Annotated in this window: 16 protein-coding genes; 1 reads left to right on the top strand and 15 read right to left on the bottom strand. The window is 62.6% G+C overall.

Annotation, left to right across the window (positions count from 1 at the left end; all coding sequences use genetic code 11):
* Nucleotides 1–79 precede the first annotated feature (79 nt).
* The 13 genes from RGM2987_RS03655 to RGM2987_RS03595 form a co-directional block, all read right to left on the bottom strand.
* Entirely contained in the window at nt 80–1024 is a 945-nt protein-coding gene (locus RGM2987_RS03655; protein WP_245138757.1) for a peptidylprolyl isomerase, read from the bottom strand.
* Complete coding sequence (locus RGM2987_RS03650; protein ID WP_245138756.1) at nt 1021–1500, bottom strand: YbjN domain-containing protein; 480 nt, start codon at nt 1498–1500, stop codon at nt 1021–1023. The genes RGM2987_RS03655 and RGM2987_RS03650 overlap by 4 nt, the downstream gene beginning before the upstream one ends.
* Nucleotides 1501–1518: 18 nt before the next feature.
* Nucleotides 1519–2166 carry a DNA repair protein gene (locus RGM2987_RS03645; RefSeq protein WP_245138755.1) on the bottom strand — a complete coding sequence of 216 codons (648 nt, stop codon included), beginning with the start codon at nt 2164–2166 and terminating at the stop codon, nt 1519–1521.
* A gap of 15 nt (nt 2167–2181) precedes the next feature.
* Nucleotides 2182–3873 carry a putative porin gene (locus tag RGM2987_RS03640; protein WP_245138754.1) on the bottom strand — a complete coding sequence of 564 codons (1692 nt, stop codon included), beginning with the start codon at nt 3871–3873 and terminating at the stop codon, nt 2182–2184.
* 38 nt (nt 3874–3911) lie between these two features.
* Entirely contained in the window at nt 3912–4616 is a 705-nt protein-coding gene (locus RGM2987_RS03635; RefSeq protein WP_245138753.1) for an energy transducer TonB, read from the bottom strand.
* 2 nt (nt 4617–4618) lie between these two features.
* Nucleotides 4619–5044, bottom strand: a complete 426-nt coding sequence (locus RGM2987_RS03630; protein WP_092348164.1) for a biopolymer transporter ExbD — start codon at nt 5042–5044, stop codon at nt 4619–4621.
* 10 nt (nt 5045–5054) lie between these two features.
* A complete protein-coding gene (locus tag RGM2987_RS03625; protein ID WP_245138752.1) occupies nt 5055–6854 on the bottom strand; it encodes a MotA/TolQ/ExbB proton channel family protein in 1800 nt (599 codons plus the stop codon).
* A 17-nt stretch (nt 6855–6871) separates the two neighbouring features.
* Nucleotides 6872–8476, bottom strand: coding sequence for a ShlB/FhaC/HecB family hemolysin secretion/activation protein (locus RGM2987_RS03620; protein WP_245138751.1), 1605 nt, complete (start codon nt 8474–8476; stop codon nt 6872–6874).
* Nucleotides 8477–8502: 26 nt separating this feature from the next.
* Nucleotides 8503–9105, bottom strand: coding sequence for a transposase (locus RGM2987_RS03615; protein WP_245138750.1), 603 nt, complete (start codon nt 9103–9105; stop codon nt 8503–8505).
* A 516-nt stretch (nt 9106–9621) separates the two neighbouring features.
* Nucleotides 9622–10419, bottom strand: coding sequence for a transglutaminase family protein (locus tag RGM2987_RS03610; protein WP_245138749.1), 798 nt, complete (start codon nt 10417–10419; stop codon nt 9622–9624).
* Nucleotides 10416–11366 carry an alpha-E domain-containing protein gene (locus RGM2987_RS03605; protein WP_245138748.1) on the bottom strand — a complete coding sequence of 317 codons (951 nt, stop codon included), beginning with the start codon at nt 11364–11366 and terminating at the stop codon, nt 10416–10418. The genes RGM2987_RS03610 and RGM2987_RS03605 overlap by 4 nt, the downstream gene beginning before the upstream one ends.
* Nucleotides 11367–11369: 3 nt before the next feature.
* On the bottom strand, nt 11370–12779 hold the full coding sequence (locus RGM2987_RS03600; protein ID WP_245138747.1) for a circularly permuted type 2 ATP-grasp protein: 1410 nt from the start codon (nt 12777–12779) through the stop codon (nt 11370–11372).
* A gap of 891 nt (nt 12780–13670) precedes the next feature.
* Nucleotides 13671–15797 carry a TonB-dependent siderophore receptor gene (locus RGM2987_RS03595; protein WP_245138746.1) on the bottom strand — a complete coding sequence of 709 codons (2127 nt, stop codon included), beginning with the start codon at nt 15795–15797 and terminating at the stop codon, nt 13671–13673.
* A gap of 325 nt (nt 15798–16122) precedes the next feature.
* On the opposite strand from RGM2987_RS03595, the gene RGM2987_RS03590 reads away from it, so the two are divergent.
* Nucleotides 16123–17919 (top strand): methyl-accepting chemotaxis protein, encoded by a 1797-nt coding sequence (locus tag RGM2987_RS03590; RefSeq protein ID WP_245138745.1) that lies wholly within the window; start codon nt 16123–16125, stop codon nt 17917–17919.
* 353 nt (nt 17920–18272) lie between these two features.
* Here RGM2987_RS03590 and RGM2987_RS03585 read toward each other — a convergent pair whose 3' ends face one another.
* Nucleotides 18273–18470, bottom strand: coding sequence for a YbdD/YjiX family protein (locus tag RGM2987_RS03585; RefSeq protein ID WP_245138744.1), 198 nt, complete (start codon nt 18468–18470; stop codon nt 18273–18275).
* Between the two features lie 15 nt (nt 18471–18485).
* Complete coding sequence (locus tag RGM2987_RS03580; RefSeq protein ID WP_245138743.1) at nt 18486–20546, bottom strand: carbon starvation CstA family protein; 2061 nt, start codon at nt 20544–20546, stop codon at nt 18486–18488.
* Nucleotides 20547–20735: the final 189 nt, after the last annotated feature.

Here is a 20735-nt window from a genome sequence, read left to right as displayed (position 1 = left end):
TATTGGGGCCGCTTCGCCCGAGGCGTCGGACCGTCCCAGCGGGAGCAAGCTCCCTCGCCACGGGATCAGGAGCGTGAAACTAACGCACCTCCTCTAGCACCTTGCTCAGCTGCGCGCCGTCGATGCTAAAGGTCGCGGTGTCGAGCATGCCGTCCAGGTAGGCCTTGGCGATCTGCTCCTGGCGCTGGGCGCGCAGGGCCTGGGTCAGGCGCTCGCGGACTTCATCAAGGGTCGCTTCCCGGGCCGGTTGCTGTTCGGTGAGTTTGATCACGTGGAACCCCGCCGCGCTCTGCACCGGATCCGACACCGCGCCGACTTTCAAACGCGCGACCACCTCCCTCACCTGCGGAACCAACTGCTGCAACGGCTGGAAACCGCTGTCGCCACCCCGCTCCGCGCTGGTGCGATCCTGGGAGAAACGGCTCGCCAACACAGCGAACTCGGCTGGCGAGGCCTGGGCCTTCTTGCTCAGTTCCACCGCTTGCCGACGTACCGCCTCGACCGTCTGCGGTTCAGTCGCCGCCAGGAAGATCTGGCTGACGCGGTACAACGCCGGTGCGGTCCAGTTGGCCTTCCCGGCGTCATAGGCCTGCTTCAATTCTTCTTCGCTGGGGTACCCGGCCGGAACCTGGCTGACCGACTGTAAATAATCGCGGAACACGATCTGCTCAATAGCGGCGCGGGTCTGGCGCTCCACCTCCGGGCGTTGGCGCCAACCCTGGGCATCGGCCTGCTCCAGCACGGCCTTTTCCGCCAGGCGCGCGCGGATCCAGCCCTCCAGCGCGGCCCGATTGCCACTCATCTGCTGGCGAACTTCAGGTGCCAGGGAGGCCAGCAAGGTCTTGAGCTCCTCAGGGCTGACCTGTTGGGCGCCCAGCCGGGCCAGGCTCGGCGATTCGGCGGACACAACGCTGACGGTCTGCACAGCCGCCACCGGATCGCTACCCGGACGCAGGCCAAGCACTACAGCCGTGGCGACCAGGCCCAGCGCAGCAGCGCTGATGACGAAGGTCGGCTTTTTCACGATGCGCTCGCCTCTTCCAGCGCGGCCTCGGCAGGCTCGGCCTGGGTCTGCATCCGCGTGGCGTTCTGGCTGTACTCGCGCAGGTACACGATGAATTCCTGCAACAGCCGATCCCAGAGCTCGAGGTTGCTGCGCAAGTGATCGGCGCTCACGCCGGCGGCGACCACCACGTCCATTTCCATCACCAGGAACTCGCCCTGCAGCGACAGCCGGGCAAAACGGCGCGAGGCGTTCCACAACTCGGCCAAACCGGCGGGCAGTTCACCTTGCACACGCAGGGCGCAGCTGAAAGTAAAGTCCATGTAGTCCCCCGGGGTCGCCGCCGGGTTGCCGAAACGCACGGCGAAACCGATGCCCTGGCTGGCGCTGAGCAATTGCACGATGCCGTTCTGTTCGGTTTCGTTGACGCGGTAACCCGCGGCTTGCAACAGCTCGGTCAGGGATTTGGCACTTACCTGTTCAACCATTGAAGTCATGTCATTCTTCCTTGCGAATCAGTGAGTGATCGAGGCCTGGGGCGCATCGAAACGGTTCTTGTAAAGATCATCGCCAAAGCCTTGGGCCAGTTCCTCGAAACGCACCCGGGTCTTGGCGGCGAACGGCTGGCGGATCTTCATCACGTCAGCCACATCAATGGTTTCGTAGGCATGCAGCAGCGTCTTGGCGACTTCGTACATCTGTTGATTCTTGACCGAACATTGCTGCACTTGTGTGTCACGCTCGGTCAGTTGCGCTTGCAGGCGAGCGCGCTCGGCTTCCTTGCCACGGGCCAGGGCCAGCAGCTCGTCATAGGCTTTCTTGAATTTGCCGATCTGTTCGTTGCTCGCCGCCACTTGCGCCTGGGCCTGGCTTTGCAGGTTTTGCTGGTGCCCGGCCAACTGTTCGTTCAAGGCCTGGGCCTTGCTCAATTGCGCGGTCAGTTGCTTGATCTGCGCCTGGGCTTCGGTGGCCTGGTTCTGCGCGGCCTGCCGGGCAGCACTGGCCTGGGCCTGTTCGCTTTGCAGGGCCTGCAACTGCGCGGTGGTGCTACGCAATTGCGCCCGCAGGCGCTCCTCCAGGCCCTCGCCATGGGCACTGGCATTTACCAGCAGGCCCAGCATCAGCAACGCGACGGGATACGGGTTCATGGCTCGCCTTTTCATGAGGCCTCCCTGCGCTTAGAAGCGCGTGTTGATTTCAAGCTGCAAGACATCGATGTCGTACGGCGCGCCGTACACCGCTTCGGAACTCAGCCAGCGACCGGTGGCGTAGACGTTGCTCGCCAGGCCGTAGTTGCCACCCAGGAAATAGCCCTTGGCATTGGTGCCACCCAGGTGGAAGGACGAATCGTTGAAACCGTCCGGCAAGGCGTCCGGCTGGATGTATTTGTAGCCGGCGAACAGGTTCCAGTCGCCTTCGCGCTTGAGCTCCAGCGCGTTGCCCAGGGTGAATTGAAACATCCAGGCATTGGCGCCGCTTTCCACCTCGCCGTCGCTGTCCAGGTTGTTGGCGAACTGCCCGGCCGAGCGCTTGCGCATCTCGCCTTCGTCATAGCCCAGGTTGTGTACGTAGTGCGCCTGGCTGCGCAGTTTCAGGTCCGCGGGCAGATCGGAGTCCAGCGCCAGGTTCAGGTCCAGCAGGTTGAACTCCGAGGCCAGGCCGACGAACTGCGGTTGTGGCGTAGTGGACGGGTTGAGGGGGTTAGGCAGGATGTCGCGCAGCAGGAACACCGTGTTGCCCTTCTGCATGAACGCCACGCGCGAACCGTCGCTGTCGCAACCCGGGTCACCGGCCCACGGCTGGCACGGCGAAGAACGCTGGCCTTCGATGTCGTCGAAGCGGTAATACGCCATTGCGCCCTTGATCCGGTTGCTGTCGTTGATCGCCCAGTTGGCGCCCAATTGCGCGCCGTACAGCCACTTGGTGTCGCTCTGCTCCTTGTCGGTGCCATTGCTGGTGCTGGTGTCGTTGGTGTACTCCACCGGGAACGCACCGACGGTGCCGAACAGGCCCCAATCCTGGTTGAGCTTGTGGTTGAAAATCGCCGCCACGCCGTCGAAGTTCAGGTCACCGGAATACAACAGGTCGGTGGAGAAGAACGGGTTGGCGATGCGCCCGCCGGTCAGGGTCAGTTCATCGGAGGGCTTCCAGGTCAGGTAACCCTGGTCGAGCCAGATGTCCTTCTTGCCGAAGCCGCCGCCCAGGGTCTGGGTGGTGGACACCGGGTTGTTGTCCGAGCCTGTACCGATGCGGATACCGGCGGTCCATTGCGGCGCGATCACGGCTTTCATGCCCAGACGCGCCCGCAGGCGGAACAGGTTTTCCCGGTCTTCGCGGGTGTTGAGCAACGGCGGCAGGCTGGAGCTGCTGTTGGGGTTGACGTCATACGGGCCCTTGTCGTTGAGCCGGGCGAAGTCGACGATCTGGTTGCTGTTGGTCCCCGAGTAATAGCGCGATTCATCGCGCAGGCGAATGTCGCCATCGAAACTGATGCGCGAGACCCAGTCCGGAAAGGTGTTGGGCTGGGCCCAGTTTTCCTGCTTGGCGGTGGCCATGACTTCAGCCTTGACCTGATCGCGGATCTGCTCGCGCACGATATTCGGTACGTATTGCACGCGCACATCGCCCGGCGCGCCGGCGGGCACCGCAGCAACCGCTGCCGAGGCCTGACGGGCCTGCACCGCCTCGCGCTCGGCCTGGGCGATCAGGCCATCGGCCTGGTCCTGCTTCAACACGCCCTGCTGCACGAGCAAGCGGATCAGATTGATCGTGGCGTTTTCCGAAGGCGCCGGGGCGGCCGCCGCATGACCGGCCAGGCCCAGCACCACCAGGCCGACCGCCCACGACAATCGATTCACATTGGAAATCATCTGCACACAACTCCTGTTGGCAAACTTTCAATATTCGGTTAACCCGGACGCCGTCCCTGCAAGGACAGGCGCACAGGCAAAGTCAGGGAGGCCGGCGGCCGTTCGCTCAAATGCGGCGCGGCACGCAGGGCGGAAATCACTTGCCCATCCACCTGCGGGTTACCGCTGGACTTGACCAGCTCGACCCGGGTGATCTCGCCCACCGCACTGAGCCAGACGTCGGCCTGCAACGAGAACGCCAGGCTGCGCAGCTCAGGGTTCTCGCGCAGCAAGCGCTGGAAGGTGAAGGCCAGGAACTGGCTGTAGGTGCCATTACCGAGGCGCCCGCCCCCTGCCCCGGCCATGCCCCCGCCCTTGCCGGCACCGATGTTGAAGGCGTCGTTGCCAGCCTGGGCGTCGCCGTCCATCTGCATCGGGTTCGCCAGGTCATCGACCGGTGACGGCGGCGCCTCTTCCTCGGGCTTGACCTCTTCGGGTTTCGGGGTCGGCTCTGGCTCGAGCACTTTCTCCTCGACCTTGGGCTCCGGTTCCTTGGGCTTCTCCGGGGGCGGCGGGGGCGGAGGCGGCAGCGGAATGATGGTCGGCACCTTCGGTGCTTCACGGCGCACGCCGCTCATGTCATTGGCCCACTGCCACAGCAGCCAGGCCGCCACCGCACCCAGCGCCAGGCCGGCAGCCCACTTGAGCAGGCGCAGCGGCGCGGACTTCACCGGGGGCGGGCTGATTGGAAGTTTCGCGGTCATGGTCAGCCCTGGCTCGGTTTGCCGGTGACGAGACCGACCTGGGACAGTTCCAGCCGCCGCAACAGGTCCAGCACTTCGATGACTTTCTGATACTGCACCGTGGCGTCACCGCGCACGATGATCGGGAAGTCCGGGTTCTGGGCTTTCTCGATACGCAGGCGTTCTTCCAGCTCCGCCAGGGTCACCGGGTAGGCATCGAGGAACACCTGACCCCCGTCATTCACCGAGATCGCTTTGGTCTTGGCTTCCGACAACGACACCGAGGCGCTGGCCTTGGGCAGGTTGATCTGGATGCCCGAGACCTGGGCCGTGGCGGTGAGAATGAACATCACCAGCACCACCATGAGCACATCCACCAGCGGCGTGATGTTGATGCTGTCCACTGCTGCGTCATCGTCGTCATCGTGTGAAGCATTTACGCTAGCCATCGCGATGTCCTCAGGCCGGTACGAACGATTGGGCGTGATGGTCGCGGCGCTGGGCCGCTTCACCGGACTGGCCTTCGCCATGCAACTCCGCCAGACGGGTGATGAACTCGTCGACGAACACCCGCATATCGGCACTGACTTCCTTGTTGCGGGTGATCAGGCGGTTGTAGCCGAACAGCGCGGGGATCGCGACGAACAGGCCCATGGCGGTGGCGAGCAATGCTGCGGCCATGCCCGGGGCAATGGCGTTGATGTTCACGTCACCGGCCATCGCCGTGCCGAGGAACACCACCATGATCCCCAGCACCGTACCGAGCAGGCCGATGTAGGGGCCGCCGGCGATGGCGTTGGACAAGGTCGAGAGTTTCGAACTGAGCTGCTGGTTTTCCCGGGTGCGCACGCCGTCCATGGAGCAGCGGATCGCTTCGATGGTGGCCGCCGACACGCTGGAGGTATCAGCACCCTGCTCGCGGCGGGTGCGGATTTCCTTGACCGCCACCAGGTACAAACGCCACAGCGACGAATGTTGCAGGCGCTGGGCGAGTTCCTGGTCGTCGGCGAACATTTCCAGGCGCGTGCCGATCCGGGCGAACTGTTCGCGGAACGCCTCGTTGGCCCGGCTGACACGGCTGACCATGCGGTTCTTGCGCAGCATGATGATCCACGACTGGAACATCATCAGCACCAGGATCGCGATGATCACCCAGGCATCCATCGGCACGGCATTGAGCAGGAACCCCAGGCTGCCGAAGCCGAAACCGGACTGTTCTTCATCGACACCGTAGGCCACCAGTTTCGATTCGGCGCCCTGGGCGTTGGCGTCGGCGAGCAACAGCGGCGCCGGGCGGGCGACCTTGGACAAGCGTGCTTCGTCCATGGCGCCGCTGAACGGCGCGTAGGCACCGGCGGAAATCTCAGCGCCCAAGGCGACGGGCGAATTGAACGCCGGCATCGCCACGGCGAGGCTCGCGGTTTCCCGACCGTTGACGTACAGCACCACCCGGTCGCCCGAGGCGGTCAGTGCCAGGTGCTGCCACTGGCCTGGGTTCAGCGGTTGGGTCGAGACCGCGCGCTGGCCGTCGATGGCGACGAACGGCACGCCTTGATTGACACCAATCAGCAGGCTGCTGGCGGCTTCATGCCGGGCCAGGATGATCTGCTCGCCACTGGCCTGGTCCTGGCGCAGCCAGATGCTGAAGGTGAACGCGCCACCGGCGTTGTGCTGCAACGACGGACTGGCCGGCAACAGCAGCGGCTGGCCATTGAACTGCAAGGCGCGACCGATCACCCCGTCGATGCTGGTGCCGACAGCGCCCTGGGCATTGTTGCCATAGGCTGTGGTGTCTTTGGGCGGTACGCCAGTCGCGGCGTCGAAGTGGTACAGCGCGGTGTAGTCCGGATCGAAAGTCAGCTGACCGCTGCCGGTGGCCGGCGCCTTCTGGTTGCCGTAGTACATCCACAGGTCCCGGCGCTGCCCGCCCTCCACGTTCGGCACATCAACCCAGATCAGCGCCATGCCCATCAACGGGTCGAAGCTTTCGATCTGGTGATTGAACACGGTCTTGTCGTCGGCGCTGACGAAGCGCAGGTCCGAGCCGTCCTCCTTGACCCCGTCGAAGGTGAAGTTGCCGGTGTGCAGGCGCACCAGCAATGCCGTGCGCCCCAGGGCCTGGGCGATGGCCGCGCCCTGGGGGGTGGTGTCCACCGAAATCTGTTTGCGGTAGTGCCAATCGTCCTGCCACCAGGCATTGGCGGTTGCCGGAAGGACCAGCCCCAGGCAGATCAACAGGGATAACATTAAGCGTTGCATGGACATGACTCCTGGGTTCAAAACGTCGCTTGCAGGTTGAAGTGCAGGCGCGATTCCTTTTTCGAGGTATTCGGCCCGTCGAGCAGCGGGAGGCCCCAATCGATGCTCCCGGACAACCACTTGCTCAGGCTCGCCCGGGTGCCGAGGCCAACACTGGCGAGGCTGTAGTCGGCCTGCTGGTCGGGCAGCTCGTCGCGCAAGTACAACTGGGCGCCTTCGGCGAAGGCATAGAAGCGCCACTCCTGGACGTAGCTGCCAAGAAACTTGGCGAGGGATGGCGTACGCAGTTCCTGGGACAGCAGGTAGCCGTCATCGCCAGTGCGCTCGGCGGCCAGGTAACCGCGCACCGAGGTCGCGCCGCCGGCGGAAAATTGCTCGTTGGAGACCAGCGGTCCGGAGGCCAGTTGGAAGGCCGCCTTGGATGCGGTCTGCCAATCGTTGCCGAAGGTAAAGGTGTAGCTGCCGTCGCCCTTGAGCACGGCGAAGCTGGGGCTGGCGCGGTAGCGCTTGTAGTCGAAATCTTCGTCTGAGCTGCCGTAGCCCAGCAGGCTGCGAGTACCGGCCACCAGGCTCAGGCCGAGCCCCAGTTGGCTGTCCTGGGTGTAGCGCAGCCCGTTATAGGCGAAGGTGAACGGCGCGTACTTGAGCGGCGCCTTGTCGCTGGAGCCACCCAGGCTCAGCTCTTCATCGAAATCCTTGAAGTCCACGCCGGCGGACAAGGTGTTGGCCCAGGCGCCACTCGATGGCAGCGAGTAGATCGCCGAAACCCCATAGGAATGCCCTTTGCCCAGCACGTTGCTGCCGCCAACGGTCGCCACGTTGCTGTCGGACTGGTAGCCGGAGAACTGCACGCTCCAGCGTTCGTCCAGCGGTGCGGTATAGGAACCGGACCAGACCTTGGCATTCTCGGTGTCCTGGGGCGCGGTAAAAAAGGTCAGCGAAACACTGTGGCCCAGTTGCCAGAGGTTGTTGTAGCCGAGGCTGGCGACGGTCCGCAGCCTTTCGGTGTCGGCGCTGTAGTCGTTGTTCAGGCCCAGGCTGGCTTGCCAGGGGTCCTGGTCTTCCACTTGCAGATCCACGTCCATGGTGCCGGGCCGTTGCCCTTCGCGCACCAGCGGCATCACCTGGCGCCCGGGCGTCTTGTTCAGCTGCGCCAGTTCGGTCTGGACCTGGGCGAAATCGGGCACCTGGCCTTCCTGGAGGGCCGGCACGTCTTCACGGATTTCCACCGGGGAATAATGCTTGGCGCCCACCACCCGCACCCGCCCAACCTTGGTCTCGCTGACTTGCAGGTAGACAATGCCGTCTTCGACTTTCTGCTCCGGCAACTCGACGAACACCGATTGATAGCCGCGCGCCTGATAGACCTTTTGCAAGGCGTCCCGGGCGCCTTCGATGTCGCTCAAGGCCTTTTGTGGACCGAGGAACGGGTACACCGCTTCCTCGATGGCCCGGGCATCGAGCACGGTATTGCCGCGCACGAAATACTCGTTCACGTCCACCAGGCGCGCCGCGGGTTCGGCGCCCTCCTGCCCGGCTTCGGCTGCAAACGCCGACGGCCCCCCGACCGCCAGCAACAACCAGCCCCACAGCGCCGGCCGCGATTTGAAAAAATGCTCCACACCACCCCCTGAGTTCAAAGTACGGCTCAATTGCTTGCAGTCGATGTCGTGGCGTGCCGGGCCAGCCAGGTGTGCAACAGCGCGAAGTTCAAGGAGAACTCGGGCATTTGCAGCAAGGCGCCACAGAACACTTCACCGATGATTTTCTGGATGAGTCTTACCGCACGCGCATCGCCCAGCAGGGTGGCGAGGTCTTTGCTCAAGACGTTGAAACTCCAGACTTTCTGGTTCAGGTCCAGGCCGACGAACCAGCGGAACAGCAGGTTGTAGTTGAGTTGTTCGTAGAGTTGCTGCTCGCTGGGCACCGAATAGAGCAGCTGCAGCAAGAGGATGTGCATGACGGTCTGCGGCGCGATGAGCATCCGGGCGTCGGCATTGAGCCCTTGCAAGACATCGCGATGGTCATTGAGCAGGTCGTCGATCTGCGGACGCAGCAGCACCAGCGAATGCCCCTGGGGAATGTAGCTGGACACTTCCTTGAGCGCGCCCTGCCAGTCATCCTGGGAAACGATCCAGACCCATGGCGCGCCGTAGCGATACACCGAGACAGGCTGCTTGCGCGCCGCCTCGACGATCTTCGACAGCCGCTGGTCAAGCTCCTGCATGCCCACTTTCGAATAACGTTCCATAGTTCCCATCGCCTCACTCCCGCCCTCGCGCCCCGGCTCCAAACGACCCTTTGCAGGCCCCTCGAACACGTCACACAGGCATGACGGGAATGGCGATGTGCTACCGAACTTTTGTCATGAAAGCTTCATTTTTGAGGAAGATCGATGGACCCGGCCTGGCACCAGCCCCTGTGGCAGCAGGTCCCGTGGGAGCCATTCCTGTGGGAGCGAGCCTGCTCGCGATGGCGGTGTGTCAGCGAAGAAGATGTTGAATGTACCGCCGCCTTCGCGGGTAAACCCGCTCCCACAGGGGTTTTGAGGCGGATACGAAATTTGTATTCACACCAAAACCCACTGTGGGAGCGGGCTTGCTCGCGAAAGCGGTGGGTCGGAGAAGAAGATGTTGAATGCAGCGCCGCCTTCGCGGGTAAACCCGCTCCCACAGGGGTTTTGAGGTGGATACGAAATTTGTATTCACACCAAAACCCACTGTGGGAGCGAGCCTGCTCGCGATGAGGCGGTGTGCCTAGGCGCGGGTTATGGGTGTTGCACTTGCACCATCGAGTTCACCTGCACCCGTGCGTGCATCTGTTCCGCACCGCCACCACGGCGCATGCCGCGTACAGGGCAGGCGTCGAGGTAGTCCAGGCCGACCGCCAGTTTCAGGTGGCGGTCGGGACGGGTCAGGCGGTTGGTCACGTCGAAACTGTACCAGCCGTCGCCCAGCCAGGCTTCGGCCCAGGCGTGACTCGCCAGATGGCTTTCGTCATCCGTGCACAGGTAACCGGAAACATACCGCGCGGGAATGCCCAGGCTGCGCACGCAAGCAAGGAACGCATGGGTGTGATCCTGGCAAACGCCTGCGCCACCGGCAAACGCCTCGGCGGCTGTCGTGGTGACGTCCGTTGTGCCTGGGCTATAGGGCATGCGCGCGACCAGGCCATTCATCAAATCGGTAAGCGCCGAACGATCACGGCGCGCTCCACATTGCTCGACGGCGAAAGCGCTCAGCGCATCATCCGCCTGGGTCAGGCGACTGGTGCGCAGGAACGGCAGCGGCGACCGGGCATCCGGCTCCATCTCCACCGACTGATGGATTTCCACCTCGCCATAAGCCGTCAGCACCAGGGCGCCGTGAGGCTCGTCCACGGTCATCACATGCAGGATATTGCCGTAGGGATCGAGCTGGCTGCGCACCAGCCGCGGCAGTTCCAGATGCCACTGCATGATGCGCTGGCGCTGGCTGTCCTGGGGCGTCAGGCGCAGGAACTGGATACTGGTGCACACTTCATCGGCATAGCTGTAGGTCGTGTCGTGGCGTATGGACAGTTTCATACGACCTCCAGATAGGAATCGTGAACGGTCTGGCCCAAATGCCGGATCTGGTCGATCAGCTCGGTCAGCCACTGGTGCAGGCCCGACGCCAGGATCTCATCGATCCCCGAATAACGCAGGCGCGCATTCAGCTCCGCTGCCAGGCGTTGCGCCGGCCTGCCGTTGTTGCCCGGCAGGCTGGCGAGGATCTGATCCAGCTCTTCAATGCAGGCATGCAGCGAACGCGGCACGTCGGCCCGCAGCAGCAACATCTCCGAGACCTGCTCGGCGTTCGGCGCGTTGCGGTAGATCTCGTTGAACGCCTCGAACGAGGACAGGGCCCGCAGCAAGGCACTCCACTGGTAATAGCCGCGCGCCGAATTGTCGCTGACCTCCTCCGACTCTTCGCCGTACATCTCATAACGCGCATCCAGCAACCGCAAAGTGTTGTCCGCTCGCTCGATAAAGGTCCCGAGGCGAATGAAACAGTAGGCATCGTTGCGCATGATGGTGCCCGACGTCGCGCCTCGGAACAGGTGCGAACGCTCCTTGACCCATTCACAGAAATGGCTGATGCCGTAGCGACCCAGGCCGTTGCTGGCGATGTTGCGCATTTCCAGCCAAGTGGCGTTGATGTTCTCCCACATGTCGGCGGTGATCCGCCCGCGCACCGCGTGGGCATTGGTCCGCGCCGCGCGCAGGCAGCTGTAGATACTGCCCGGATTGGTTTCATCCAGGGCGAAGAAATGCAGCATGCGTTCGCTGTTCAGCGCGTCATAACGCGCGTTGTAATCGTCCAGCGTACCGGCCGCCAGCAGCGACATCGCCAACTCGGCATGGCCGTCGCTGCGCCCGGCCTGGGGCATCAACGACAGCGAGTAACTGACTTCGAGCATGCGCGCCAGGTTCTCGGCGCGCTCCAGGTAGCGGGACATCCAGTAGAGGTCCGAAGCGGTTCTTGAAAGCATGTCTTAGTCCTCCACGACCCAAGTGTCTTTGGTACCACCGCCCTGGGACGAGTTGACCACCAGCGAACCTTCGCGCAACGCCACGCGGGTCAGCCCGCCGGGCACCAGGCGCGTTTCCTTGCCCGACAGCACGAACGGCCGCAGGTCGATGTGACGCGGCGCGACGCCGCTTTCGACGAAGGTGGGGCACGTCGACAGGCTCAGGGTCGGCTGGGCGATATAGGCTTCGGGACGGGCCTTGAGGCGCGTGCGGAACTCCTCGATTTCCGCCGCCGTGGCCGCCGGCCCGACCAGCATGCCATAGCCCCCAGAACCCTGGGTTTCCTTGACCACCAGGTCGGGCAGATTGGCCAGCACATGGGACAGGTCCTGGGGCTTGCGGCACTGCCAGGTGGGCACGTTCTTCAGGATTGGTTCTTCGGTGAGGTAGAAACGGATCATCTCGTCGACGTACGGGTAGATCGATTTGTCGTCGGCTACGCCGGTGCCCACTGCGTTCGCCAGTACCACATTGCCCGCCCGGTAGACGGCGATCAGCCCGGGAACCCCGAGCATCGAATCGGGGTTGAAGGACAGCGGGTCGAGGTAGGCGTCGTCGAGGCGGCGATAAATCACATCCACCTGCTGGGGGCCGGCCGTGGTGCGCATGTAGACCCGGTCGTCACGCACGAACAGATCGGCACCCTCCACCAGCTCCACGCCCATTTCACGGGCCAGGAATGCATGCTCGAAATAGGCACTGTTGAAACGCCCCGGAGTCAGGACCACGGCAGTGGGGTTGTCCAGGGGGCTGGAGCTCTTGAGCGTGTCGAGCAGCAGGTTCGGGTAGTGATCGATGGGCGCCACGCGCTGGGCGGCAAAGAGCTCGGGGAACAGGCGCATCATCATCTTGCGGTCTTCGAGCATGTAGCTCACACCGCTGGGCGTGCGCAGGTTGTCTTCCAGCACGTAGTAGCTGCCATCGCCGTCGCGCACCAGATCGACCCCGGCGATATGCGCGTAGATGCCCCGGTGCAGGTCCAGGCCCTGCATCGCAATCTGGTAACCCTCGTTGGCGAGCACCTGCTCGGCCGGGATGATCCCTTCCTTGAGGATGTGTTGGCCGTGGTAGATGTCGGCCAGGAACATGTTCAGGGCCTGGACTCGCTGGATGCAGCCACGCTCGACGATTTGCCATTCACTGGCCTTGATGCTGCGCGGGATGATGTCGAACGGTATCAACCGCTCGGTGCCCTGCTCGTCTCCATACAGGGTGAAGGTGATACCGGCTCGATGGAACAGCAGATCGGCTTCGCGGCGACGTTGTTCAAGCAGCTCCGGCGGTGTGTCCGCCAGCCAACGTGAGAAGGCTTGGTAATGCGGGCGGCAGTCACCCTTGGCATCGTACATTTCATTAAAAAAAGCGTGGGGCATAGCCAACTCCCAGCCGCGTTCTACACGGCATTTCTTATCACTGCGTCATTCCAATGGTTCGGCCTTGCCTTTTTAATGAGTGCGTTTTTGTGCGGGACACCTCGATAGACATCTGTCTCTGGTCTGGCCTTTGCGTCCGGATGCGTGCACCTGCGGGGTCTACCGGTGCCGAGCCGCTCCGACCGTATTCCCTTCAAACGTTAGCAAAGGCTGTGCCTAAGCGCGACGAATCGTGCCCAAGCGGTAAAAAGCATCGTGAACGTGCGTCATGGCGAAGTTAATTTATATTTTTGCGACATTGGTTTGCACTGAAGCTGAAACGTTTATTTTTGCTTTTGGCTACGCTTCCGCCATGAGTCGAATCGGTGCAAGCATGGTGGGCAATAAGTGTCGGGCGCCCTGAAATGGGGAAATTTATACTCACTGCGCGAGAGTAGTTGTTCGGGAAGCAAGGTGGATTGGGTGTTCGGCTGTTCTTCCATCGCTGGCAGGCTCGCTCCCATAGGGTTCGTGGTGAATACACGGAATAAGTCGATAGCTGCCGGCAATGTGTGTGTGCGAGCCTGCTCGCGATGGCGGTGGGACTGAGGCGATGAGGTCAAATGTGACAATTCCCCCCCCTGTCGTTCGCGCTGAGCGGTGTGCCGTATTACGCGATTGAGCGGCCTGCGCTGAAGATGTGTCATGCCTTGAGAACCGACGCCAGGCATGATGGCGCCCAGGCGCTGGATGGCCGCTCGGTGGCCTAGCCCCAGTCGACGCTCATCATCGTGGCGAAGGGGCTGCTCCCGCTGGACGGCGTTGCAACCCAATTCCTGTGAGTGCTGCGCACTCAAGCGGGAGCAAGCTCCCTCGCCACGGGTCCGGTGGTTTCCTTAAGTGAACGCCGGATCAGAACGTCACGCTGGCGCTCAGGCGAGCGGTGCGCGGCTCGCCTACATTTACCATCAATTGACTGCCGGTCGAGGACGGGTAGTACTGCTTGTCGAACAGATTGTCCACGTTCAGTTGCAGCGAAGTCTTGTGCCCGAGTACTGGTGACTCCCAGCGCACGAAAGCGTCCGCCACGGTGTAGCTGCTCATCCAGAAGTCATTGGCATTGTTGGCGGCACGCTCGCCGACGTAGCGCACGCCGCCACCGGCATGCCAGGCGCCGAATTCGGCAGGCACGTTCAGGTGGTGGCTCAGGTAGAGGCTGGCGGTGTGCTTGGGCGCATCGGCCAGGCGATGGCCTTCGTCGTCCGGGTCGTCGAGAATTTCCGTGTGGGTGTAGGCGTAGGTGCCTATCAGGTCCCAACGCTCGGACAAGCGACCGGTGATGTCCAGTTCCAGGCCTTGGGAGCCGACTTTGCCGGCCGCTTCCGACAGCGTCACACCGTTGAGCGTGGAGGATGTCACGACGTTTTTCTTGACGATGTCGAACAGCGCCAGGTTGATGTTCAAGCCCGGCAGCGGATCGTACTTGGCCCCGACTTCGTAGCTGCGGCCTTCCTCCGGGTCGAAGGTATTGCCGGAGTCGTCCACGGTGTCGTTCGGCTTGAAGGAGCGGCTGTAGTTGCCGTACAGCGACAGCTCGTCGGTGGCTTTATAGACCAGGCCGAGGAACGGCACGAAGGCATCGCCGTTGTCGTCGCGGTTCACCTTGTAGCGGGCGCCCCTGCCTTGGTCGCTGTATTGGTCGTAATGCTGGTAGCGACCGCCGAAGACCAGGATCCAACGTTCGTCGAGGTGCCAGTTGTCCTTCATATAAACGGAGCTGGAGGTCAGTTCGTTGCGCAAGTCGCTGTCGGCAGCGCTGACCAGGCTCGGCTCGGGCAGGTTGCCGTAGACCGGTGATGTGATGTCGAAGCCGCCGCGGGCAGCATTGCGGTAGGTTTTGCCGCGGAATTGATCGGACACCTGATTATCGACCCCCATCAACAGGTCATGGCGCTGGCCGAAGAGGTCCTGCTTGCCCATGAAGTCCCAGCTGGCGAAACGGGTTTCATCATCGTAATGAGCACCGTTGGCCCGTCGGCTCAGGAGATTGCCCGTCAAGGTGTTAGGCTGCGCAATCGCAAGGCTGTACCGGTCATTGTTCCAACCGTAGGTCAGTCGGGTTTTCCAGGCGTCGCTCAGCTCATACTCGAAACGCGCCGTGGCCGTTTCGCGGATCCCCTGGCTTTTGGCCCAGTGTTCATCGAGGCGTTTGTCATAGTCGATGTCCGCCGGGTGTCCGTTGCGGAACATCGTGCCGCGATCAAACGGATTGGAATATTCGTTGTACTCATAACTGAGGTTCAACGAAGCACGCTCCCCGGTCCACGCCAGGGACGGCGCAACCAGCGTGCTGTCATTGACGCCGTAGTTGCGCCAGTAATCCTCGTGCTTGCGCTCGGCGATCAGCCGATACGCCAGCCCGGTATCACCCAACGGCCCGGTGGTGTCCAGGGCCAGGGTGCCGCCGCCTTCGCTGTAGGCGGAGCCGCTCAGGGTGGTGCTTTGGGCATACTCAGGCTGCTTGCTGATGACATTGATCAGGCCGCCGGGCTCCAGCGCGCCGTACAACATCGAGGCCGGGCCCTTGAGCACTTCGACCCGCTCGGTGGTGGCGCTGAAGTTATGCCCCAGGTTCGAGCGCACGCCGTCGCGCAGGATCGAGCCGTCGTCGTTGGTGCCAAAACCACGTTTGACCAGCGAGTCCCGCGAGCCGCCCAGGGTATTGCCCTGGTTGACGCCGCTGATGAACTTCATGGCGTCGTTCAGCGAACGCACCTGGTAGTCCGCCAGGGTCTGCTGGGTCACTACGTTGATTGATTGCGCTTCTTCCTTGATCGGTACGTCGCTCTTGCTCGCCGTGCTGGCTTGCGACGCCGTGTAGCCTTCGTCCTGTGTCACACGACTGCCCTGGATGTCCGTGGCCGGCAGTTCGAGAGTGTCCTGGGCCCACAACGGGCTGGCGATTAAACAGCAAGACAAGGTTGGCAGGACACACTTGATCAAGACGTTGCGGTTTGCGAGGGGGGTGGAACGATTCAAGACGCGGCACTCGTGGGGGGACGTGAATGCGAGCGAATATACTTTGAGAATGATTCCTAGTAAATGATTTCTATGGATACAGGCCACCATCAAACCCTTGTGGGAGCGGGCTTGCTCCGGGCGGCGATCCGACGAAGGGGGCGGGTCAGTTTGCATCAATGTTGAACCTGCCGCCGCCTTTCGCGAGCAAGCCCGCTCCCACAGGTCCTCTGCTTTAAAGCAGGTTCAATCACTAAGTGATATCAAATTGCCCAATCCGCTAAAGCTTTGCCTCTGCCGGTCGAATGTATTCCATTGAGAGATTTTTTTGCCCAGGAGCAGCGGCATGCAGACGTTAAAGGCCTTGTACGAGTCTATCGAAATGCAGTTCTTCGATACGCTCACCAAAAAGCTGTCGAGCCTTTTCCTGCTGGTGGCAGTCAGTGGGCTGCTGTATTGGGTGGCCCTCAGCGCCCGGGCCGACATCGTCCTGCAATTGCGCAGCGCGCAGTTGGACGCCGCGCTACTGGGCCAGATCGAAGCCCGGCTCGACGGGCTCACCCACGCCCTGCTCTTCGGCGCGCTGCTGACGCTGGGCATGGTCAGCTTCATGGTCTGGTACTTCCGCCACCTCATTGTGCGCCCTGTCACGGCCATGACCCACGCCCTGGAAGAGATCGCCAATGGCGAAGGCGATCTGTCCAAAGACCTGCCACTAGTGACCCACGACGAAATCCGCGTGCTGGCCGCCACTTGCAACCGGTTCCTGGCCAAGCAGCGCGAGATCATCAGCAACGTCCAGGCCTTGACCGTGCACATTGCCGTCGAGTCGGCGCGCTCGCTGAAGAACATCAGTGACTCCAGCGACAGTGCCACGCACCAGGCACGCTTCGCCAAGGAAGTCATGGAACAGAGCAACACCGCCGTCGGACGCATCGAAGAGGTGTCGCGCCAGACCCAGGGCATATCCAGTACCACCGCGCAGAACCTGAGCATCGCCCGTGACTCCTACGCCGAGCTGCTGGAAGTGACCGGCAATATCAGCGAGATTTCCAGCAGCCTCAATGAGTTCGCCACCCTGGTGAGCGCCTTGAACCAGCGCTCCTCCAGCATCAAGTCCATCGTCGGGTTGATCCAGCAGATCTCCGCCCAGACCAACCTGCTGGCCCTCAACGCCGCCATCGAGGCTGCCCGTGCCGGTGAGAGTGGTCGGGGCTTTGCGGTGGTGGCCGACGAGGTGCGTACCCTGGCGCAAAACGTCAGCCGGGCCACGGACGATATCTCGCGCAACATCGACGCCATGCTCGAGGAAGTCAGCTCCACCCATGAACAGACCACCCAGATCAGCCACAGCGCCCGGGAAACCCAGAAGGTGGTGGAGCGCGCTTCCGGCCATTTCGAGAGCATGATCGGCGACTTTGAATCCACCAATGGCAAGCTGGCGGACATCGCCGACCATATCCAGCAGTTCGCCGATAGCAACACGGGGATCAACGAACGGGTTACCCAGATCCACGCCGACAGCCAGTCGATCGATCAGCGCATGCAGCATTCGGCAACCGCTACCCGTGACTTGTCCGGCGTTGCCGAGAAGGTCCAGGCGCTGCTGGGCCGGTTCGTGCTTGGCCATGGCAAGCTGGATGCGGCGATCAGCCGGGCCAGCGAGTGCCGGGATCTTCTGCAGGGTCGCCTGGAAGCGTTGCAAGGCGAAGGCGTCAATTTGTTTGACCAGAGCTACCAACTGATCCCCGGCACCGATCCCAAGCAATACATGACCGGTTATACCGAGCGGTTTGCCCGGGTCTGCCAGGAAGCCTGCGACCAACTCACCCGCAGCACGCCGGGCGGCAAGGTTTCGTTCATCGTCGACACCAAGGGCTATTGCCCGGTCAACAACAGCTGGGTGTCGAAGCCGCCCACGGGCGAGCGCGCCGTCGATTTGCCGGTGTGCCGCAACAAGCGGATCTTCAACGACCCCATCGGCCTGCGCGCAGCGGGTAACGTCCAGCGTTTCCTGCTCCAGACCTACCTGCGCGATACCGGGGAAATCATGACCGAGATCGACGTCCCGTTCTTCTTTGGCGGTCGCCATTGGGGCAATTTGCGGGTGGGGTTCGATGCGGCGGTGTTGTTGGCGGAGTGACCTCCACCGTGGCGAGGGAGCTTGCTCCCGCTGGGCTGCGTAGCGGCCCTTCCCTTCTTTCAGTCAACATTGCCTTTGCTGATGTACCGCCTTCGCGGGCAAGCCCGCTCCCACAGGGATTTGTGGCGTTGCAAATCTTGAGGCCAGCCCAAAACCAAATGTGGGAGCGGGCAAGCCCGCTCCCACAGGGATTTGTGGCGTATGCAAATCTTGAGGCCAGCCCAAAAACCAAATGTGGGAGCGGGCTTGCTCGCGAAGGCGGTGGCTCAGTCAACAACTTCATCAACTGACCCGCCGTATTCGCGAGCAAGCCCGCTCCCACAGGGTTGGGGTGTTTCAACCCAACCGGTGCCTCAACAGCACTTCGGCCCGCCCTTGCCACCGTAGCGGGCTTCCTGGCGTTCGCGGAAGAACGTTTCGTAGTCCATCAGCGGCTTGTCCGGGTGTTTGGTCTGCATATGCTCGACGTAGGTGTCGTAGTCGGGCATGCCGACCATCAGGCGGGCGGCCTGACCGAGGTATTTACCGAGGCGACTCAAGTCATTGAACATCGTGCAATCCTCGCGTCAGGCGTCCGGCAGGGCCTGGAATGGCGCTTCTTTATCCGTACGCTCCTTCGTGCCCCAGGCGGCGATGCCGACCTTGAGCGCGTAGAACAGGATGCTCAGCACCACGAACAGAAACAGCGCCGTCAGCGTGGCGTTGGTGTACGCGTTAAAGACCACGTGCTGCATCTGCTCGATGCTCTTGGCCGGGGCCAGGACTTGCCCTGCGGCCAGCGCTTCGTTGTATTTACGCGCCAGGGCCAAAAAGCCGATCGCCGGGTTGGCGTCGAACAGCTTGATCAGGCCCGCCGTGGTGGTGCAGATCAGCAACCAGGACGCCGGCAGCAGCGTGACCCAGACGTAGCGCTGGCGCTTCATCTTGATCAGCACCACGGTGCCGAGCATCAGGGCGATACCGGCCAGCATCTGGTTGGAGATGCCGAACAGCGGCCACAAGGTGTTGATGCCGCCCAGCGGATCGATCACGCCCTGGTACAGCAGGTAGCCCCACAGCGCCACGCAACCGGCGGTGGCGATCAGGTTCGCGGTCCAGGATTCGGTGCGCTTGAGGGCCGGTACGAACGAGCCGAGCAGATCCTGCAGCATGAACCGCCCGGCACGGGTGCCGGCGTCCACCGCGGTGAGGATGAACAGCGCTTCGAACAGGATCGCGAAGTGGTACCAGAACGCCATGGTGTTCTCACCCGGCAGCACCGAGTGCAGGATCTGCGCGATGCCCACCGCCAGGGTCGGCGCACCGCCGGCACGGGCCAGGATGGTGGTCTCGCCGATGTCCCGGGCAACCGCCTGCAAGGCGTCAGGGGTGATGGCAAAGCCCCAGCTGCTGATGGTTTGCGCAGCCGCCACCACGTCACCGCCGACCACCGCCGCCGGGCTGTTCATGGCGAAGTACACGCCTGGCTCGATCACCGAAGCGGCGACCATGGCCATGATCGCCACGAAGGACTCCATGAGCATGCCGCCGTAGCCGATGTAGCGGGCGTTGGTTTCGTTATCCAGCAGCTTGGGCGTGGTGCCCGAGGAAATCAGCGCATGGAAACCCGAGACCGCGCCACAGGCGATGGTGATGAACAGGAACGGGAACAACCCACCCTTCCACACCGGCCCCAGGCCGTTGGTGAACTGGGTCAGCGCCGGCATTTTCAGCTCGGGCATGGTGACCAGGATGCCGATTGCCAGGGCGATGATGGTGCCGATCTTGAGGAAGGTCGACAGGTAGTCACGCGGCGCCAGGATCAACCACACCGGCAGCACCGCCGCGACGAACCCGTAGCCGATCAGCATCCAGGTGATCTGGATCCCGGTAAAGGTGAAGGCCTTGGCCCAGACCGGATCGGCGGCGATCTGCCCGCCCAGCCAGATCGAACCGAGCAGCAACAGCACACCGATGATCGAAATCTCGCCGATGCGGCCCGGGCGGATGTAGCGCATGTAAATGCCCATGAACATCGCGATCGGGATGGTCGCCATCACCGTGAAGATCCCCCACGGGCTCTCGGCCAGGGCCTTGACCACGATCAGCGCCAGCACCGCGAGGATGATGATCATGATCAGGAAGCAGCCGAACAGCGCGATGGTGCCGGGGATGCGGCCCATTTCCTCGCGCACCATGTCGCCCAGGGAGCGCCCGTTGCGGCGGGTGGACAGGAACAGGACCATGAAATCCTGCACCGCCCCGGCCAGCACCACGCCGGCGATCAGCCAGAGCGTGCCGGGCAGGTAGCCCATCTGTGCGGCCAACACCGGCCCGACCAGCGGCCCGGCGCCGGCGATGGCAGCGAAGTGGTGACCGAAGAGGATGTGTTTGTTGGTCGGGACAAAGTCCAGGCCATCGTTGTTGAGCACGGCGGGTGTGGCCCGGCGCGCATCGAGTTGCATCACGTTGTTGGCGATGAACAGGCTGTAGTAGCGGTAGGCGACCAGGTAGATCGCCACGGCTGCGACGACGATCCAGAGGGCGTTGATCGGTTCGCCGCGGCGCAAGGCCACGACACTCAACGCACAGGCTCCCAGAACAGCCACGGCAAACCAGGCGAGGTGTTTAACCAGACGGGTTGTCATTGCATGTCTCCTGCCGATATCCAGTGGATTGCGGCGATTGTTTTTATAGTGTGCCCCGGCTATTCGGAGCCGGCCCAATATCCCTGCTGGCCGTCAATAAATAAATCCGTAGTACTACGTAGATGCCGCTTGCCCTTGTGGGAGCGGGCTTGCTCGCGAATGCGGTATGTCAGTAGCCTCCTCCTTATC

Source organism: Pseudomonas sp. RGM2987 (genome assembly GCF_022952855.1).
In the GTDB taxonomy this organism is placed as follows: domain Bacteria; phylum Pseudomonadota; class Gammaproteobacteria; order Pseudomonadales; family Pseudomonadaceae; genus Aquipseudomonas.
This window is presented reverse-complemented; position numbering and strand designations above follow the sequence as displayed.

Coding starts and splice junctions, on each gene's coding strand:
- RGM2987_RS03635 (WP_245138753.1), bottom strand. CDS start 4,616: ATGACCGCGAAACTTCCAATCAGCCCGCCCCCGGTGAAGTCCGCGCCG.
- RGM2987_RS03640 (WP_245138754.1), bottom strand. CDS start 3,873: ATGATTTCCAATGTGAATCGATTGTCGTGGGCGGTCGGCCTGGTGGTG.
- RGM2987_RS03630 (WP_092348164.1), bottom strand. CDS start 5,044: ATGGCTAGCGTAAATGCTTCACACGATGACGACGATGACGCAGCAGTG.
- RGM2987_RS03605 (WP_245138748.1), bottom strand. CDS start 11,366: ATGCTTTCAAGAACCGCTTCGGACCTCTACTGGATGTCCCGCTACCTG.
- RGM2987_RS03615 (WP_245138750.1), bottom strand. CDS start 9,105: ATGGAACGTTATTCGAAAGTGGGCATGCAGGAGCTTGACCAGCGGCTG.
- RGM2987_RS03650 (WP_245138756.1), bottom strand. CDS start 1,500: ATGACTTCAATGGTTGAACAGGTAAGTGCCAAATCCCTGACCGAGCTG.
- RGM2987_RS03585 (WP_245138744.1), bottom strand. CDS start 18,470: ATGTTCAATGACTTGAGTCGCCTCGGTAAATACCTCGGTCAGGCCGCC.
- RGM2987_RS03580 (WP_245138743.1), bottom strand. CDS start 20,546: ATGACAACCCGTCTGGTTAAACACCTCGCCTGGTTTGCCGTGGCTGTT.
- RGM2987_RS03600 (WP_245138747.1), bottom strand. CDS start 12,779: ATGCCCCACGCTTTTTTTAATGAAATGTACGATGCCAAGGGTGACTGC.
- RGM2987_RS03625 (WP_245138752.1), bottom strand. CDS start 6,854: ATGCAACGCTTAATGTTATCCCTGTTGATCTGCCTGGGGCTGGTCCTT.
- RGM2987_RS03590 (WP_245138745.1), top strand. CDS start 16,123: ATGCAGACGTTAAAGGCCTTGTACGAGTCTATCGAAATGCAGTTCTTC.
- RGM2987_RS03645 (WP_245138755.1), bottom strand. CDS start 2,166: ATGAAAAGGCGAGCCATGAACCCGTATCCCGTCGCGTTGCTGATGCTG.
- RGM2987_RS03610 (WP_245138749.1), bottom strand. CDS start 10,419: ATGAAACTGTCCATACGCCACGACACGACCTACAGCTATGCCGATGAA.